The sequence below is a fragment of the Dactylosporangium sp. NPDC049525 genome (assembly GCF_040676755.1).
Classification (GTDB): domain Bacteria; phylum Actinomycetota; class Actinomycetes; order Mycobacteriales; family Micromonosporaceae; genus Dactylosporangium.
This window is the reverse complement of sequence record NZ_JBFAPO010000099.1, coordinates 13,730-29,018: the sequence shown is the minus strand read 5'-3', so window position 1 is coordinate 29,018 and position 15,289 is coordinate 13,730. Positions and strand designations below refer to the sequence as shown.

The window sequence follows — 15,289 nt, the reverse complement described above, 5'->3', positions numbered from 1 at the left end:
GTGGGCGCGCTGGTGGTCCCCCGCGCCCCCGCCCCCCCCGCCCCGGGCGGCGTCCCCAGCGGGGCGCTGCCCCCGGGCCCCCGCCCCCCGCGGGCCGGCGGGGCGCCCCCCCCCGGCCGCCGCCGCGTCGCGCAGCAGGGCCGCGGCCACGGTGTTGCCCGGGTCGACGCGCAGCACCTCGGCGGCGCCCAGCCCGGCATACGCCATCGCGTGCACCGCGGGCGACCGTCGCGTGGCGCCGAGCATGAACACGCCGAGCGCCTCCCGCCGGATCCACGGCGCGGCGCTGCGCGCGGCGGCGGTGCCGAGGCCCCACACGGCCCGGCCCCACCAGTCGCCGAGGCCGGGCTCGTCGCTCCAGCGCCGGTCGTGGCCGAGCCGGTTGTGGAAGGCGCCGGTGCCGTCCTGGGCGTGCGCGAGGAACGTCAGGTAGCACTCCGCGAGGCGCAGCACCGCCGGCGACGGGTCCGGTTCGCGGCTGGTGACCAGCAGCCCCCGGGCCACGTCGTCGGTGCAGTAGCCGTGCTCGCGCCGCACCGTGGCGTGGCGTGCGTGCTCGAACAGCCCGGTGTCGTCGGTGAGCCGGACGAGGTGGGTGAAGTCGAGATCCGTGGTGACAGTAACCGCTGGGACCGCGAGCGCGGTCACGCGGCGACCGCGTCGAGCGCGGAGGGCCGCGCGTGGACCAGGCTCCGGGCGAGGTCCGCATAACGCTGTGCGACGACCGGCCACCGTGCCGCCGCGCTCAGCGTGCGGCCGCGGCCGGTGAGCTCGGCGGCCAGGCCGGGCTCGGTGAGGATGCGGCGGACCGCGGCGGCCATCGCGGCCGGGTCCTGGTGCGGCACGACGAGGCCGGGCCCGTCGGCGAGCAGCTCGACGGCGTGCGGGAACGCGGTCGCGACGACCGGGATCCCGGCGGCGACCGCCTCGACGAGCACGCCGGAGGTGACCTGCTCGCGGGAGTCGTAGGGCAGGACCACCACGTCGGCGGAGCGGACGAGACCCGACAGGGCGGCCCGGTCCAGGTAGTCGCCGCGGAAGCGGACGAGGTGCGCCATGTCGAGCAGGTGCGTGAGGCGCTGCAGGCCGGACCGGTAGACCTCGCCCTCGTGCTCGAGCACCTTCGGGTGGGTCTGCCCCGCGATCGTGTAGATCGGTCGCGGGTCGAGGTCACGCAGCCGGGCCAGGGCCCGCACCGCCCATTCGATGCCCTTGCCGGGGCCGAGCAGCCCCCACGTCAGCAGGTGCGGCTGGGCGCCGTCGCGGGCCGGGTCGACGGCCGGGGTGTCGACGCCGTGCGGGATGACGCTGACCTTCGCGGCATCGACCGTGTAGCCGGCGAGGAGCCGGTCCCGGGCGGTGTCGGTCAGCGTCACGACGGCGCCGGCGACAGCCATGATCTTCTCCAGCAGCGTCCGCTGCGCGTGGCTCGGCCGGGTCAGCACCGTGTGGAGCACGACGATGCTCGGCACCGTCAGCCGGCGCAGCAGCGGCAGCAGGTCCTCGCCGTCACGGCCGGGATAGATGCCGTATTCGTGCTGCACCACGGCGACGTCGTAGCCACCCAGCACGTCGGCGGCGCCGCGCCAGCCGTCGCCCGGGCCGGACCGCCACGTGTGGGTGACATCGGCCCTGGCGCGCTGGTCGTCGCCGGCGGCGGTCACCCGCACGATGCCGTGCGGCCTGCGCTCGACGGGTAGATGCCTTGCGAGTGCCGAACTGAAGCTGGCGAGTCCACAAAGCGTCGGCGGATGCGTGCTGAGAAAGCCATAACTGATCGCCATATGCCGAACCTCTCGCCCGGTGCCGCGGCAAGCACCGGAAGGTGGACACGGTGACACACAGCAACCGAGAACGCCGGGATTGCGGAGCACCTGGGAGGGCCGCTGGTTTCCGGGATATCTGGACCCTACACCCGGTAACGCCCCGGGAGCCCTTGGCGGAGGGCCCCCGGGACGTAGGTCACCCTTGGGTGACCAGGCGGAACGACTGTGCGAGGCCGCCGGTGCAGCCCCACTGCTGCAGCCACGCACCGTCAGCGGTTGAAACATCCCGGACGTCGAGACATTTACCACTGTTACGGGCGGTGAAGCGGAACGCACCGCCGCCGAGGGACGCCGGCAGCCACTGCTGGTTGGTGCCGCCGCCATATGCCCACAGGTGCACCTGGGCGCCGTCACCGGTCGCGCCGGCGCCGCCGTTGACGTCCCAGACCAGGTTCGGCGCGAACCGGTTCACGACCTGGTAGTAGCCGCCGCTGGTGGGCCGGAACTGCCACTGCTGGTTGGTCGCGGCCGCGGCGCCGCAGGTCCACTGCTGCAGGGCGGTGCCGTTGGCGGTGCCCCAGCCGGCGTCGTCGAGGCACTTGCCGCTGTTGGTGTTGACCACCTGATACCACTTGGTGGGATCGATCGTGGTGGCCGGCGGCTGCGAGGTGACCGGCGGCTGGCTGGTCGGTGTGACCGGCCCGCCCGGCCACGTGAAGGTCGCCATGGAGCCGGCCGGCAGGTTGTAGCCGAACGACGAGCCACCGAAGGACACCTGGAAGTTCTGGGCGCCGCCGGAGTTCACCGCGACGAGGACGATCGATCCGTCCGGGTTGCGGAAGGCGACGTTCTCGATGCCGCCCTGGCCGTAGCCGGTCGAGTCGATGCGGACCGCGCCGGGCTTGACGAACTTCGCCAGGTGCCCGAGAACGTAGTATTCGGCGTTGTACGTGACGCTGCCGCCGTTGACGGTGACGACGCCCATGCAGTTGGTGCAGCTGCCGATGACCGGGCCGTGCGACGGGTTGAGCGCCATGTTCCACGTGGTGACGGTCTTCGCCCAGTTGCGGGTGGCGCCGATGGCGAGGTTGCGGCCCTGCCACAGCAGCGAGTCGGCGAAGGTGTTGCCGGACTCGATGCCGGAGCATTCGGTGAAGAAGATGTCCTTCGCCGGGTAGGCGTTGCGCACGGTGCTCTGCCCGCTCGGGTCGCCGCCGTAGCAGTGCCACGCGGTGCCGGCGGTGTTGTTGCCGGTGGCGGCGAGGACCTGCTGACCGAACGTCGTGTTGTCCCAGTTGTGGTCCCAGGCGAGGATCTTCGTGCCGAGCCCGGCCGCGGACAGCTTCGGCGCGAGGTTGTTGATGATCGCGGCCTGTTGCGAGGCCGACATCAGCATGCCGGGGTAGCCGGGCGGGGAGAACTGCGGCTCGTTCTGGACGCTGAGGTACTGCACGGGCACGCCCGCCGCCTGGTACGCCTGGACGGACCGGACGAGGTAGTCGGCGAAGGTGCCCTGGTAGTTGGTGCTCAGCGAGCCGCCGACCAGGTTGTTGTTGGTCTTCATCCACGCCGGCGCGCTCCACGGCACGACCATCGTGGACAGCTGCGGGTTCAGCGAGCGGGCCTGGGTGAGCAGCGGCAGGATGTACGCCTGGTCGTGCGCGACCGAGAACCGCGACAGGCTCGGGTCGGCGGCGCCGTCGTCGTAGGTGTAGAAGTTCAGCGAGAAGTCCGACGCGCCCAGCGGCTGGCGCAGGAAGCTCAGGCCGATCCCGCTGCTCGGGTTGAACAGCGCGGTCATGATGCTGTTGCGGGCCGAGGAGTTGTAGATCAGGTTCGCGGACGAGTCGGTGAACGACGCGCCGAAGCCCACCATCGACTGGTAGGTGGTGTTCGGGTTGACGGTGATCGTCGAGCCGCTGCCGGCGGTGCCGAACGCGACGTCGGCCTTCTTCGTGAGCTGGTTCGCGCGGTCCGGCGTGGTCAGCCAGACGCTGGTGTTGGTGGCGGCGAGGGCGGGCGACGCCTGGGTGATCACGTACGCGGTGCCGGCGGCGAGCAGCGCGCCCGCGGCACAGGTGGCGAGGAGACGTTTGACCGGGCGGTCGGTCATGGGGGTTCCCTTCTGAGGGTCGTGAAGGAGGCGGGGCTGGCGGGCCCCGCCTCCACCGCGGTTATGCGTAGAGCCGCAGGTCGGCCAGGCTCCACCAGCTGCCGCTCGTGCCCGTGTTCGTCACCCGCACGTAGCGGGCGCGGGCCTTCACGTCGACGTTGGTGAGCTGGCCGGTGCCCGTGCCCGACGCGAGCACGCGCCAGGAGGTGCCGTCGTCGCTGACGGACAACTGCCAGGCCCGTGCGTAGTCGCCGATGCTGCCGCCGCTGTCGATCGCGACCCGGCGGAAGCGCCGCTGCTCACCGAGGTCGACCTGCAGGTACTGGCCGGGCTCCTGCGCCTGGCCGGCGGACCAGCGGGTCGAGGCGTCCTCGTCGACGGCGAACCTCGCGTCCGGGCTCGCCGGCAGCGACGTGGCGGTGGCGCCCTTCATGGACAGCAGCCGCAGGCCGTCGTCGAACACCCGGCTGCGCGGCCAGGTGAACGTGGCGAGCGAACCGCCGGGCAGCGTGTAGCTGAAGGTGCGGCCGCCGGCGGCGACGGTGAAGGTGCGGGGGTCGTCGTTCTCGTTGTGCACGACCAGGGCGGTCGACCCGTCCGGGTTGCGGAACGCGACGTCCATGATCTGGCCGTTCCAGCCGGTGGTGCCGAAGGAGGTGCTGGCGATGCGGACGGCGCCGGGCTTCACGAACCGCGACAGGTGCCCGATCGTGTAGTACTCGGCGTTGGTGGTGAACGTCCCGTCCGGCTGCACCGTGATCAGCCCGGTGCAGGTGTCGCAGCCACCGAGGTGCGGGCCGCCGGTCGCGTCGAGGGCGATGTTCCAGTTGACCGCCGACTTCGCCCAGTTTCGGGTCGTCCCGATCGCGATGGTACGAGCGTGCCACTTGAGCGTGTCGCGGAAGAACTGCGCGGGGGTGTCGCTCGCGCCGTGCGAGCCGGAGCACTCGGTGAACCAGATGCCCTTGCCCGGGAACGCGTCGTGCAGGGCGGTCTGCGCGGCGGGCTCACCGTAGTAGCAGTGGTACGCGGTCCCGGCGAGCCACTTCCCAGCCGGGCTGTTCAGCAGCTGGTAGGGGTAGTCGGTCTCCGGGTCCTGCCCCGGCGGGACGTTGACCACGTCGTTGGGGTGGGTGGCCCAGTTGTGGTCGTAGCCGATGATCTTCGTGCGGGGGCTCACGATCCGCAGCAGCGGGCCGAGCGCCTCGATGACCTTCGCTTCCTGCGCCACCCGCATGGCGGTGGTCGGGTAGCCGTTCTGGCCGCCGTTCTGCGGCTCGTTCTGCACGGTGATGTAGTCGACCGGCACGCCGTTGGCGGCGTACGCAAGGACGAAGCGCACCAGGTACCGCGCGTAGGCGTTGTAGATCGCGGGATCGTCGATGAGCGAGCCGCCGACGAGCGAGTCGTTGGTCTTCATCCACGCCGGCGGGCTCCACGGCGTCGCCATGATCTTCACCTGCGGGTTGAGCTGCTTGGCCCGGCGCAGCAGCGGCAGGATCTGCTGCTGGTCACGGGCGATGCTGAAGTGCGAGAGGTTGAAGTCCTTCTGCCCCGCCGGCACGTCGTCGAGCGAGTAGTGGCTGCTCGCGGCGGTGAAGTCCGACGAGCCGATCGGCTGGCGCAGGAAGCTCACGCCGTCACCCTTGGCCGGGTCGAACAGGGCGCGCATGGCCCGCTCCCGCTCGGCCGGGCTCAGCCGGTACAGCACGGCGGCGGACGAGTCGGTGATCGACGCGCCGAAACCGTCCATGGTCTGGTACTCGCGGCTCGGATCCACCGTGACGGTGGGGTTCGGATCGCCGGCGACCGGGCGGCCGAACGCGACCGGGGCCCGCTCGTGCATGAGCTCCGTCCCATCGACGGTCGTCACCCACACCCTCGCCGCCGCGGACTCGCCCGCCTGCGCCTGCGTGAACCCTGTCAGCCCGACCGCAACGGCGGCACCGATCGCCACCAGCCGCAACACCTGTCGTGTCATCGCGTCTCTCCCAGAGATACGGATGTAACAAATGAAACATGAATGTAACGAAGCGGAGGACAGCACAGCATCGGCCCCCACCGATTGTCAAGACCACCTCAGGTGGTTGACGCATGCCGGTGAGGGCCGTGGGACTGGCAGGGCGACTGCCAGATGAAACGGGTGGATGAAACAGACAGGCGGGCTTGCCGCGGTCAGCCGCGGCGCATCAGGCGGCCGACGGCGGCCATCATCTCGGTGGCCATCTCCTCGCCCTTGCCGTCCTCGGCGCCGTGCTGCATGCAGTGCCGGGCGTGGTCGTCGAGCAGGCCGAGAGCGACCTTGTCCAGGGCCGCCTGGATCGCGCTGATCTGGGTCAGCACGTCGATGCAGTAGCGGTCCTCGTCGACCATCTTCTCCACACCGCGGACCTGGCCCTCGATGCGGCGCAGCCGGCTCTGGAGCTGGTCCTTCGTCGCGGTGTAGCCGCGCGGCGTGGCGGTCGTCATGGCACCCATCCTAGCGCACACCCCCCGGGGGTATGCTACGTTCGGCGGGTACCCATGGGGGGTATCGGTATTTCTACGGATCAGGGAGTCGACATGAGCACCACGACCTACGCCGTCAAGGGGATGACCTGCGGGCACTGCGTGCAGGCGGTCAGCACCGAGGTCGGGCGGGTGGCCGGGGTGACCGCGGTCCAGGTCGACCTGGAGTCCGGCGCGGTGACGGTGACCAGCGACGGGCCCGCGGACGAGCAGGCCGTGCGGGCCGCCGTCGACGAGGCCGGCTACGAAGTCGTGGGCACCCGAGCATGAACGCCCCGGTGCGCCTCGGCGTGTTCGCGGCCGTCCTGGCCGTGGTGTTCGGGCTGGCGTTCGGGGCGGGGCGGCTGGTCGGACCCGACGCGGCCGCCGAGAGCCGTCCAGCCGCTGACGGCCATTCCGGTGACGGCCATTCGGGTGGCAGCCATGACGCCGGCTATGCGATCAGGCTCGACCCGTACACCGGCGGAGGGCTGAGCTTCAGGATCACCGGACCCGACGGTCGGGCCGTCACCGCCTTCGAGACGCTGCACGAGAAGCCGCTGCACCTCATCGTGGTGCGGCGGGACCTGTCCGGCTTCCAGCACCTGCACCCCGTCATGGACGCGACCGGGCTGTGGCGGGTGCCGGTGGCGCTGCCGGACGGCGGCCCGTGGCGGGCCTACGCGGACTTCACCGCGACCGGCGGGCCGGCCACCGTCCTCGCCGCGGACCTGACCGTCCCCGGCGAACACCACAGCGAGCCGCTGCCGGCGCCGGCCACGACCACCGTCGTCGACGGCTACACCGTGCGGCTCGACCAGCACGACGGCGTGACGTTCCAGGTCGAGCTGGACGGGCGGCCGGTGACGGACCTGCAGCCATACCTCGGCGCGGCCGGGCACCTCGTGGCGATCGCCCAGCAGGACCTGACCTACCTGCACGTCCACCCCAGCGGACCGGGCCTCGCCTTCGCCGTCGAGGGTGGCGGTCCCGGCGTGCACCGGCTGTACCTGCAGTTCCAGCACCGCGACGTCGTGCACACCGCGGAGTTCACCGTGACCGGCATCGGGGGCGGGCATGCCCACAACTGAGCTCGCGATCGGCGGCATGACCTGTGCCGCGTGTGCCGCCCGCATCGAGAAGAAGCTCAACCGGCTCGACGGCGTCGAGGCGAGCGTCAACTACGCCACCGAGAAGGCACGCGTGGTGTTCCCGCCGTCGCTGGTCGTGGCCGATCTCATCGCCACGGTCGAGCAGACGGGCTACACGGCTTCCAGCGCTCCAGAACCGACGGCGGCGGCCACTGCGGATCCGCTCGCCGCGGCGCGGCAGCGGCTGCTGATCAGCGCGGCGCTCGCCGTGCCGGTGATCGTGCTGGCGATGGTGCCGGCATGGCAGTTCGAGTCGTGGCAGTGGGCGTCGCTCACCCTCGCCGCGCCGGTCGTGGTGTGGGGCGCGTGGCCGTTCCACCGCGCGGCGCTGCGCAACCTGCGCCACGGCGCCGCGACGATGGACACGCTGGTGTCCATCGGCACCCTCGCCGCGTTCCTGTGGTCGCTCTACGCGCTGTTCCTCGGCGACGCGGGCATGCCCGGCATGCGCCACCCGTTCTCGCTGACCGCCTCCGGTGACGCCATCTACCTGGAGGTCGCCGCCGGGGTGACGGTCTTCATCCTGGCCGGCCGTTACTTCGAAACCCGGGCGAAGCGCCGCGCCGGGGCCGCACTGCGCGCCCTGCTGTCCTTGGGTGCCAAGGATGCCGCGGTACTGGCGGCGGACGGCACCGAGCACCGCATCCCGGCCGAGCTCCTGGCGGTCGGCGACAAGGTCGTCGTCCGGCCGGGCGAGAAGCTCGCCGCCGACGGCGTGGTGCTGGACGGCACGTCCGCGGTCGACGCGAGCATGCTCACCGGCGAGCCCGTGCCGGTCGACGTCGGCCCCGGCGACCCGGTCGTCGGCGGCTGCGTGAACACCGCCGGGCGGCTGGTGATCCAGGTCAGCCGCACCGGCGCCGACACCCATCTGGCCCAGATGGCGCGGCTCGTCGAGGAGGCGCAGAGCGGCAAGGCCGCCGTGCAACGCCTCGCCGACCGGATCGCCGCCGTCTTCGTGCCGATCGTGATCGCCCTCGCCGTCGCCACCCTCGGCTTCTGGCTCGGCACCGGCGGTTCGGTGGCGGCCGCGTTCACCGCCGCGGTCGCGGTACTGATCATCGCGTGCCCGTGTGCGCTGGGCCTGGCGACGCCGACGGCGCTGCTCGTCGGTACCGGCCGCGGCGCGCAGCTCGGCATCCTCATCCGGGGCCCGGAGGTCCTCGAGTCCACCCGCCGCGTCGACACGGTGCTGCTCGACAAGACCGGCACCGTGACCACCGGCCGGATGTCCGTCCTCGACGTGCGCGGCCACGGGGACACGCTGCGCCTCGCCGCCGCCGTCGAGCACGCCTCGGAGCACCCGATCGCGCGGGCGATCGCGGCCGCCGTGCCGGACCGTCCCGCGGTCGCGTCGTTCACCAGCCACGCCGGTCACGGTGTCAGTGGCATCGTCGAGGACCGGACGGTCTGGGTCGGCCGCCCGTCGTTCCTCTCCGCCCAGGGACTGACGCCGCTCGCCCTTCCGGCCGACCTTGTGGGGACGGTCGTCGGGGTCGGCTGGGACGGCGCCGTGCGCGGCCTCATCTCGGTCGGCGACACGGTCAAGCCGACGTCGGCGGAGGCGGTCCGCCGACTGCGGGCACTCGGGCTACGGCCGGTCCTGCTCACCGGCGACGCCGAGCCCGTGGCGCGGGCCGTCGCCGCCGAGGTCGGCATCGACGAGGTCATCGCGGAGGTGCTGCCGGCCGGCAAGCTCGACGTCGTGCGGCGGCTGCAGGCGGAGGGCCGGGTCGTGGCCATGGTCGGCGACGGGGTCAACGACGCCGCCGCGCTCGCCCAGGCGGACCTGGGCCTGTCGATGGGCACGGGCACCGACGCGGCGATCGAGGCGAGCGACCTCACGCTGGTCCGCGGCGACCTGACCGCGGTCCCCGACGCGATCCGGCTGTCCAGGCGCACCCTCGGCACGATCAAGGGCAACCTGTTCTGGGCGTTCGCCTACAACCTGGCCGCGGTGCCCCTGGCCGCCGCCGGGCTGCTCAACCCGATGATCGCCGGTGGGGCGATGGCGCTGAGCTCGGCGTTCGTGGTCGCGAACAGCCTTCGCCTGCGCCGCTTCACCTGACGCCTCCTTGATGCTTCCTCGGCGCCTCAACTGATGGCGTCGAGGAAGCGCTCGGCGGCCAGGGCGTTCTCGTAGCGCCACGTCAGCAGGATCCGGCCGAAGCCCGTCTCCGCGTCGCGCTGCCGCTCGATCGCGAGCCGCACCCTCGCCACCGTCTCCCGCTGGGCCGCGACGAGGGTGCCGGGCGGCAGGTCGCGGCGCAGCCGGAGGGCGAGCTTGACCAGCAGCTCCGAGCGCATCTCCCGGACGTGCCCGACGGGCCGCTCCAACCACTCCGCCGTCGCCTGCGCGCCGGCTTCGGTGCTGGTCAGGATCGACCGCTGCGGCCCGCGCCGGCCCGCCTCGGTGCTCTCGACGCGCACCAGGTCGAGCGTGCCGAGGCGGTCGAGCGAGCGGTACACGATCGGCCGGGGCACGTGCCAGGCCCGCCCGACGGCACCGTCCTCGGCGGTCAGCGAGGCGATCGCGAAGCCGTGCGTCGGACCCTCGTCGACCAGGGTGAGGACGATCCATTCGGCCAGCGACAGCACGCCCTTGAGCGTACGTGCCCACGCCGGTAGTCTCACTGTGACTACCGGACGGCGGAGGGCGGGCGAATGGGCATCCACGCGCCGATCGGCCAGATGCTCACCGACGGCGAGCGGGTCCGCTGCCACCTGTGCGGCCGGTGGTTCCTCTCCGTCGCCAGCCACATCCGCGTCCACGGCTGGAGCAAGGCGGACTACATCGCCGAGTTCGGCCTCGAGTTGGGCAACCCGCTCAGCGGCCCGGTGACCCGCAAGCGGCGCTCCGCGGCACTGCTCGCGCGCCGGGTCGAGCCCGCGATCCGGCACGCCCAGCAGCGGGCCCTGGCCCGGTCCCGCAGCGGGGACCTCGCCGTGGCCGCCGCGCAGGCCGCCCGCGGCCGCCGGCACCCGGCCGAGCGCCGCGCGAAGACCCTGGCCACCCTCGCCGGCATCGACCCGCAGGCCCGCGCGGAGGGCACCCGGCGGCGGGCCCGGCAGCACCGCGAGCGGCTCACCCGCGAGGTGGCGGCCCGGTTCGGCTACACCACCTTCGACGACTACCTGGCCGACCGGTTCGCCGCGGGCATGAGCATGGCCGCGGTCAGCCGCGAGGCCGGGCTGCACAAGGACTGGGTCGCCCGCCACCTGTCCGCCGCCGGCACCGTGCCGGATCGCGGCACCGCGGACCGGCTCGCGCCCGTGGCGCGGCGGCTCGGGTTCGCGGACACCCGGGCGTACCTGACGGCCGCCCACCTCGAACAGCACCGCAGCGTCGCGTCGATCGCGGCCGAGGCGGGCGTGGCCAGGTCGACGATCCTGACCGCACTGCGCCGGCTCGGCATCGACGCCGTCCCGCACGCGACCAAGCGGCACCTCGCGGACGCCCGGGGCCGGGCCGTGGCCGAGTCCCTCGGCTTCGCGACGTTGCGTGCCTACATCACCGACCGCCGCGACGGCGGGATGCCGTGGACCGCACTCGCCGCGGAGACCGGCCTGCCCGCCACAACATTGCGCCGACACCTCGCCGTAACAGGATCTACATATTGACGGCTATTAATTTTACCTTAGTCTTGGGGCGGTTTACTCAACGGGGTTGACGAGGGCCATTCGTATCCACCAACATCGCAGGCGATCACTTCCCCGATGCTGTGAAAGGACGAGGTCCTTGACTGAGACCCCGCTCTGGTTGCAAGGTCGCTCGGCCGTCGTCGAAGCGGCCGACCCGCAGGAATTCCGCGACGGCACCCCCGATTACCACCTGTCGCACACGGTGATGCCCGAGCAGCGGACCCACCATTTCGCCCCCGACTCCCTCGAGGCGATCGTCGAGCGGATCGTGCAGGTCTTCGAGATGGAGGTCTCGCACAAGAAGGACCCCGCGACCTGGGTCTCGATGGTCACCGAGCACTTCCGGACCAACGTCAACGGCGGCCCGTGGGCGACCGCGCAGGACATCGCCGACATCGGCAGCTACAACATCCTGATCGGCGACAGCGCGTTCTACAAAACCGGCCAGGAATCGTTTGAGTCGTCGCACCACATTTTCCACCAGGCATTTCCGACCGGATTCTACTGGGAGGTCCTCGAGGTCCTGAGCCCTCCCCCGGTCGTCACGTTCAAGTGGCGCCACTGGGGCGCGTTCACCGGCGAATACCACGGTTTCCAGCCCAACGGCGAGACCATCGAAATGTTCGGCATCAGCATCGCGAAGGTGAACGACGACCTGAAGCTGCTCGAGGTCGAGCACTATTACGACCCCAACAACTTCCTCGGCAAGCTGACCGGCGGTTGCCCGGTCGCGCACTGACGCGCACCACCGTGGCCGGGCGTGCTTCGGCACGCCCGGCTGGGCTAAAATTGAGGATGAGGCAGCTCTTCGAACGCTACATCCACGCCGGTGCCATCACCCGCGACGCGGATGCCCTGGCCGGCCTGTTCACCCCTGACGGGATCCTCGAGGCGCCGTTCGCGCCGCCCGGCGGCGACTACCCGCAACGGCTTGAGGGCCGCGACGCGATCCGCGCCGGCATGGCCGCCTGGTATGCCCGGGCCGCCGAGGACACCCGCACCGTCGACATCACGCGGTCGCGCTACATCCTGCACACCACCGCCGACCCCGACGTCTTCATCGCCGAGATCGACACCGCGTTCACGGACTCCGACACCGTCTCGCTGGTCCAGATCTTCCGCGTCCGCGACGGCGGGATCGCCCACCTCCGCGACTACTTCGCCCCGTCGCTCGTGACCCCGTAGCCCGCCAGAAGCGTTTTCGCGAAGTGGGACCGGTGCGGGGTCAGCGCAGCAGGGCGGCGAACTCTTCGCGGCCGAAGGCGGTGCCGGCGATGCCCCAGCCGCCCTCGGCGGCCTCGGTGAGCAGGACCCAGGTGCGGGCAGGCTGGGACGGGTCGCCGCTGACCTCGGCGACGATGCGGGTCGCGTCGGCGACCAGGGACCGCTGACCTTCGCGGGTCAGGGCGCCGGGAGGGGTCAGCACCTGCACGCGGACGGTGCGGGCGGCGGCGGTGCCGGCGGTGTGCACGGTTTCCGGGGGCATGCGGTGGACGTAGGCGCCGGTGTTGTCCAGGTGGGCGGGGCCGGGCTCGGCCACCCCTTCGGCGCGCAGCAGGGCGGCGGTCAGTTGGGCGGCGAGGGTGCGGTCGCTTCCCGCGGGGAAGAGGTCGGCGGGCGCGTAGACGTCGATCATGGGCATGGTCGGGCTCCGTTCTGGACTATGCTGGTCGTCATAGAACGTAGATTATGCCGACCGTCATAGTCAAGGGAGGGCGCGGTGGCGGGGGACGTTCGCGGGCGGATGGTGGAGGGGGCGGCGCTGCTGCTGGCGAAGCAGGGGCTGCAGGCGACGTCGTTCTCGGAGGTGCTGAAGGCGACCGGGGCGCCCCGCGGCTCGATCTACCACCACTTCCCGGAGGGCAAGGACCAGCTGGTCGGCTCGGCGCTGGACCTGGTGGCGGGGCGGATGCTCGACGGGTTCGCCCAGTTGGACGGGCGCGGGGTCGTCGAGGTGACCGAGTACGTCCTGCGGCTGTGGCGGACCGTCCTGGAGCGGTCGCAGTTCAGCGCCGGGTGCGCGGTGCTCGCGGTGACGGTCGCGGCGGAGCCGGGTGAGCTGCTGGCGCACGCGGCGGAGATCTTCCGCACCTGGCGGGCCCGGCTGGCCGAGCTGTTCGTCGCGGGCGGGCTGGCGGCGGACGCCGCGGCGCGGTTCGCGGCGACGCTGATCGCATCGACCGAGGGCGCGGTCGTGATGAGCCGGGCCGAGCAGAGCATGGAGCCGTTCGACCTGGTCGCGACGGACCTCTTGGACCAGGCGCACCGGCTGTCCACATGAGACGGCGAAGGGGGAGCCCCGCAGGACTCCCCCTTCGCCCGATGGAACGGGGCAGGACTACTCGGCGGTGAAGGTCACCCGACGGCGGCGGCGCAGCGTGGCGACCAGGGCCGCCCCGCCGACGACCAGCGCGGCGCCCGTGCCGACCAGCGGCATCGTGCTGCTGGAGCCGGTGACGGGCAGGCCCGGCGTGGCCGACGTGGACGGCGAGGCCGGCACCGACTTCGAAGCGGACGGTGACGGCGACGGCGACGGGGACTTCGACGGCGAGGGCTTCGGGCAGGGGCCGGTCAGCTCGACCCAGCCGCTGCTACCGGGAGACCGGTAGTTGTCGGCCCACTTCGCCTTGTAGGTCAGCTTCACCTTGGTCGCGGGCTTCTCGACGACCGAGGTGAACGAGACCTCCGTGAGCGGGCTGCCCGCGGGGCGGGCGTCGATCGTGCCCGGCAGCGGCGTGGTCGACAGGGTCGACTTGGCTTCCTTGTCCAGCTCCAGCTTGATGTCGCCGAGCGTGACGACCGCGTTGTAGTCGTTGGTCAGCTTCCAGGTGATCTCATACTTGCCGTCGACGGACACGCACACTGCGGAGCCGGTCGCTCCCGTTGCGTGAGCACTGGCGGGCGAAGCGAACGCGGTCGATAGCCCGACGGCCACAGTTGCGGCGGCGGCACCGACCACAACCCTCCTGAACAGCATGTTTCCCACGACTTCTCCTACCTCACGAAACTTGACGTCCGACAACATATGGCCGGACAGGGCGGCAGCGACAGCCGTTGCGGGGCAGGGATTTTAGGACTGATCCTGATTGGTCCTAATTCATCCCGGAAAATGTTGAAGATCGATTTCATTCGTCGTGACGCACGGCGATCGGGCGGGTGGAAACGCGCTACTACCCCTACGCTGACGGAGCATGAGACGGGGACTGTGGCGGGGACTGACACTGCTCGCGCTGCTGGTGCTGACGGCCTGCGCGGCGGAGAGCACCACGAATCCGCCCGCCGCCTCCCCCACGGCCGGAGGTCCCGGCGAGCACAAGCTGACCGTGACCGTGGGTGGCACCGAGCGCACGTTCCTGCTGCACGTCCCGGCCTCCTACGATCCGGCCCGCGCCGTGCCGGCGGTCGTCGCGCTGCACCACCGGCCCGGCAGCGGCACCGCGATGCGGGAGCTGACGGGCTTCGACGCCAAGGCCGACGCGGAGGGTTTCCTGGTCGCCTACCCGGAGGGCGTCGGCGGGCAGTTCAACGCGTTCGGCTGCTGCGGCGCCCAGGACGACGTCGGCTTCGTCAAGGCCGTCGCCGGCCAGCTCGTCGAGCGGTGGCACGCCGACCCCGACCGGGTCTTCCTCGCCGGCGTCTCCAACGGCGGCGACCTGAGCTTCCGGGCCGCGGTCGAGGCGCCGGGCGTGTTCGCCGCGATCGGCGCGGTCAGCGGCGGGTTCGCCGGCGGGCGGACCGAGGCGGCGGACTACCGGCCGACCGCCCCGGTGTCGGTGGTGACCCTCATCGGCGCCGCCGATCCGCAGGCCACGACCTTCCGCACCGGCGTGGACACCTGGCGCTCCCGGCTCGCCTGCCCCGCGCCACCGGCGCCCACCACGCAGCCGACAACAGCAGCGCAGCCGACAACAGCACCGCCGGGACCGGCCCTGGATCCCGGCGTGCACCGGACCACCACCCACTGCCCCGACGGCAGCGACGTGGACGCCTACGTCGTCGACGGCGGCGCCCACGCGTGGTTCGGCGCCGCGGCCGGCGAGCTCAAGGACACCGCCGCGAAGATCAAGGCCACCGACGTGCTGTGGGCCTTCTTCGCGGCACACCCGAGGCGGCGATAACCTTCGCTGGTC

General features: G+C 71.8%; 15 protein-coding genes and 1 pseudogene. 8 read left to right on the top strand and 8 right to left on the bottom strand.

What is annotated here, in order from left to right:
* From AB0K00_RS55230 to AB0K00_RS55210, 5 genes and pseudogenes are all read right to left on the bottom strand, one after another.
* Positions 1 to 648, bottom strand: a pseudogene (locus tag AB0K00_RS55230) (hypothetical protein); the annotation flags it as partial.
* Positions 645 to 1,664, bottom strand: coding sequence for a glycosyltransferase (locus tag AB0K00_RS55225; protein WP_363539285.1), 1,020 nt, complete (start codon positions 1,662 to 1,664; stop codon positions 645 to 647). The pseudogene AB0K00_RS55230 and the gene AB0K00_RS55225, both read right to left, overlap by 4 nt.
* A 298-nt stretch (positions 1,665 to 1,962) precedes the next feature.
* Positions 1,963 to 3,879: an RICIN domain-containing protein gene (locus AB0K00_RS55220; RefSeq protein WP_363539283.1), complete on the bottom strand. Its 1,917-nt coding sequence runs from the start codon at positions 3,877 to 3,879 to the stop codon at positions 1,963 to 1,965.
* A gap of 61 nt (positions 3,880 to 3,940) precedes the next feature.
* Positions 3,941 to 5,860, bottom strand: a complete 1,920-nt coding sequence (locus tag AB0K00_RS55215) for a discoidin domain-containing protein (RefSeq protein ID WP_363539281.1) — start codon at positions 5,858 to 5,860, stop codon at positions 3,941 to 3,943.
* A gap of 194 nt (positions 5,861 to 6,054) precedes the next feature.
* Positions 6,055 to 6,357 (bottom strand): metal-sensitive transcriptional regulator, encoded by a 303-nt coding sequence (locus tag AB0K00_RS55210; RefSeq protein WP_363539279.1) that lies wholly within the window; start codon positions 6,355 to 6,357, stop codon positions 6,055 to 6,057.
* A gap of 84 nt (positions 6,358 to 6,441) precedes the next feature.
* Between AB0K00_RS55210 and AB0K00_RS55205 the strand changes: the two genes are divergently transcribed.
* From AB0K00_RS55205 to AB0K00_RS55195, 3 genes are read left to right on the top strand one after another with little or no spacing between them, the layout of a single operon-like run.
* On the top strand, positions 6,442 to 6,657 hold the full coding sequence (locus AB0K00_RS55205; RefSeq protein ID WP_327006079.1) for a heavy-metal-associated domain-containing protein: 216 nt from the start codon (positions 6,442 to 6,444) through the stop codon (positions 6,655 to 6,657).
* The gene (locus tag AB0K00_RS55200; protein WP_363539277.1) at positions 6,654 to 7,457 is read left to right on the top strand and encodes a hypothetical protein; all 804 of its coding nucleotides are present in this window, start codon (positions 6,654 to 6,656) and stop codon (positions 7,455 to 7,457) included. Before AB0K00_RS55205 ends, AB0K00_RS55200 begins: the two co-directional genes overlap by 4 nt.
* On the top strand, positions 7,444 to 9,585 hold the full coding sequence (locus tag AB0K00_RS55195; RefSeq protein ID WP_363539275.1) for a heavy metal translocating P-type ATPase: 2,142 nt from the start codon (positions 7,444 to 7,446) through the stop codon (positions 9,583 to 9,585). The genes AB0K00_RS55200 and AB0K00_RS55195 overlap by 14 nt, the downstream gene beginning before the upstream one ends.
* A gap of 26 nt (positions 9,586 to 9,611) precedes the next feature.
* On the opposite strand, the gene AB0K00_RS55190 is transcribed toward AB0K00_RS55195, so the two are convergent.
* Positions 9,612 to 10,115 (bottom strand): PadR family transcriptional regulator, encoded by a 504-nt coding sequence (locus tag AB0K00_RS55190; RefSeq protein WP_363539273.1) that lies wholly within the window; start codon positions 10,113 to 10,115, stop codon positions 9,612 to 9,614.
* 66 nt (positions 10,116 to 10,181) lie between these two features.
* Between AB0K00_RS55190 and AB0K00_RS55185 the strand changes: the two genes are divergently transcribed.
* From AB0K00_RS55185 to AB0K00_RS55175, 3 genes are all read left to right on the top strand, one after another.
* Positions 10,182 to 11,138 carry a hypothetical protein gene (locus AB0K00_RS55185; protein WP_363539272.1) on the top strand — a complete coding sequence of 319 codons (957 nt, stop codon included), beginning with the start codon at positions 10,182 to 10,184 and terminating at the stop codon, positions 11,136 to 11,138.
* A gap of 118 nt (positions 11,139 to 11,256) precedes the next feature.
* Positions 11,257 to 11,898, top strand: a complete 642-nt coding sequence (locus AB0K00_RS55180; protein WP_363539270.1) for a SnoaL-like polyketide cyclase — start codon at positions 11,257 to 11,259, stop codon at positions 11,896 to 11,898.
* 56 nt (positions 11,899 to 11,954) lie between these two features.
* Positions 11,955 to 12,344 carry a nuclear transport factor 2 family protein gene (locus tag AB0K00_RS55175; RefSeq protein WP_363539268.1) on the top strand — a complete coding sequence of 130 codons (390 nt, stop codon included), beginning with the start codon at positions 11,955 to 11,957 and terminating at the stop codon, positions 12,342 to 12,344.
* Between the two features lie 40 nt (positions 12,345 to 12,384).
* Here the strand turns inward: AB0K00_RS55175 and AB0K00_RS55170 are convergent, their stop codons facing one another.
* Positions 12,385 to 12,801 (bottom strand): tautomerase family protein, encoded by a 417-nt coding sequence (locus AB0K00_RS55170; RefSeq protein ID WP_363539266.1) that lies wholly within the window; start codon positions 12,799 to 12,801, stop codon positions 12,385 to 12,387.
* Between the two features lie 78 nt (positions 12,802 to 12,879).
* Between AB0K00_RS55170 and AB0K00_RS55165 the strand changes: the two genes are divergently transcribed.
* Positions 12,880 to 13,440 carry a TetR/AcrR family transcriptional regulator gene (locus tag AB0K00_RS55165; protein WP_363539264.1) on the top strand — a complete coding sequence of 187 codons (561 nt, stop codon included), beginning with the start codon at positions 12,880 to 12,882 and terminating at the stop codon, positions 13,438 to 13,440.
* 57 nt (positions 13,441 to 13,497) lie between these two features.
* Here the strand turns inward: AB0K00_RS55165 and AB0K00_RS55160 are convergent, their stop codons facing one another.
* Complete coding sequence (locus AB0K00_RS55160; protein ID WP_363539262.1) at positions 13,498 to 14,016, bottom strand: LPXTG cell wall anchor domain-containing protein; 519 nt, start codon at positions 14,014 to 14,016, stop codon at positions 13,498 to 13,500.
* Positions 14,017 to 14,350: 334 nt separating this feature from the next.
* Here AB0K00_RS55160 and AB0K00_RS55155 point away from each other — a divergent pair, with 334 nt between their 5' ends.
* Positions 14,351 to 15,277: a PHB depolymerase family esterase gene (locus AB0K00_RS55155; RefSeq protein ID WP_363539260.1), complete on the top strand. Its 927-nt coding sequence runs from the start codon at positions 14,351 to 14,353 to the stop codon at positions 15,275 to 15,277.
* Positions 15,278 to 15,289 lie beyond the last annotated feature (12 nt).

What these genes read in the sequence shown, in the direction of transcription:
- AB0K00_RS55220 (WP_363539283.1), bottom strand. Translation starts at nt 3,879, where the DNA reads ATGACCGACCGCCCGGTCAAACGTCTCCTCGCCACCTGTGCCGCGGGC.
- AB0K00_RS55215 (WP_363539281.1), bottom strand. Translation starts at nt 5,860, where the DNA reads ATGACACGACAGGTGTTGCGGCTGGTGGCGATCGGTGCCGCCGTTGCG.
- AB0K00_RS55210 (WP_363539279.1), bottom strand. Translation starts at nt 6,357, where the DNA reads ATGGGTGCCATGACGACCGCCACGCCGCGCGGCTACACCGCGACGAAG.
- AB0K00_RS55205 (WP_327006079.1), top strand. Translation starts at nt 6,442, where the DNA reads ATGAGCACCACGACCTACGCCGTCAAGGGGATGACCTGCGGGCACTGC.
- AB0K00_RS55200 (WP_363539277.1), top strand. Translation starts at nt 6,654, where the DNA reads ATGAACGCCCCGGTGCGCCTCGGCGTGTTCGCGGCCGTCCTGGCCGTG.
- AB0K00_RS55195 (WP_363539275.1), top strand. Translation starts at nt 7,444, where the DNA reads ATGCCCACAACTGAGCTCGCGATCGGCGGCATGACCTGTGCCGCGTGT.
- AB0K00_RS55185 (WP_363539272.1), top strand. Translation starts at nt 10,182, where the DNA reads ATGGGCATCCACGCGCCGATCGGCCAGATGCTCACCGACGGCGAGCGG.
- AB0K00_RS55175 (WP_363539268.1), top strand. Translation starts at nt 11,955, where the DNA reads ATGAGGCAGCTCTTCGAACGCTACATCCACGCCGGTGCCATCACCCGC.
- AB0K00_RS55170 (WP_363539266.1), bottom strand. Translation starts at nt 12,801, where the DNA reads ATGCCCATGATCGACGTCTACGCGCCCGCCGACCTCTTCCCCGCGGGA.
- AB0K00_RS55155 (WP_363539260.1), top strand. Translation starts at nt 14,351, where the DNA reads ATGAGACGGGGACTGTGGCGGGGACTGACACTGCTCGCGCTGCTGGTG.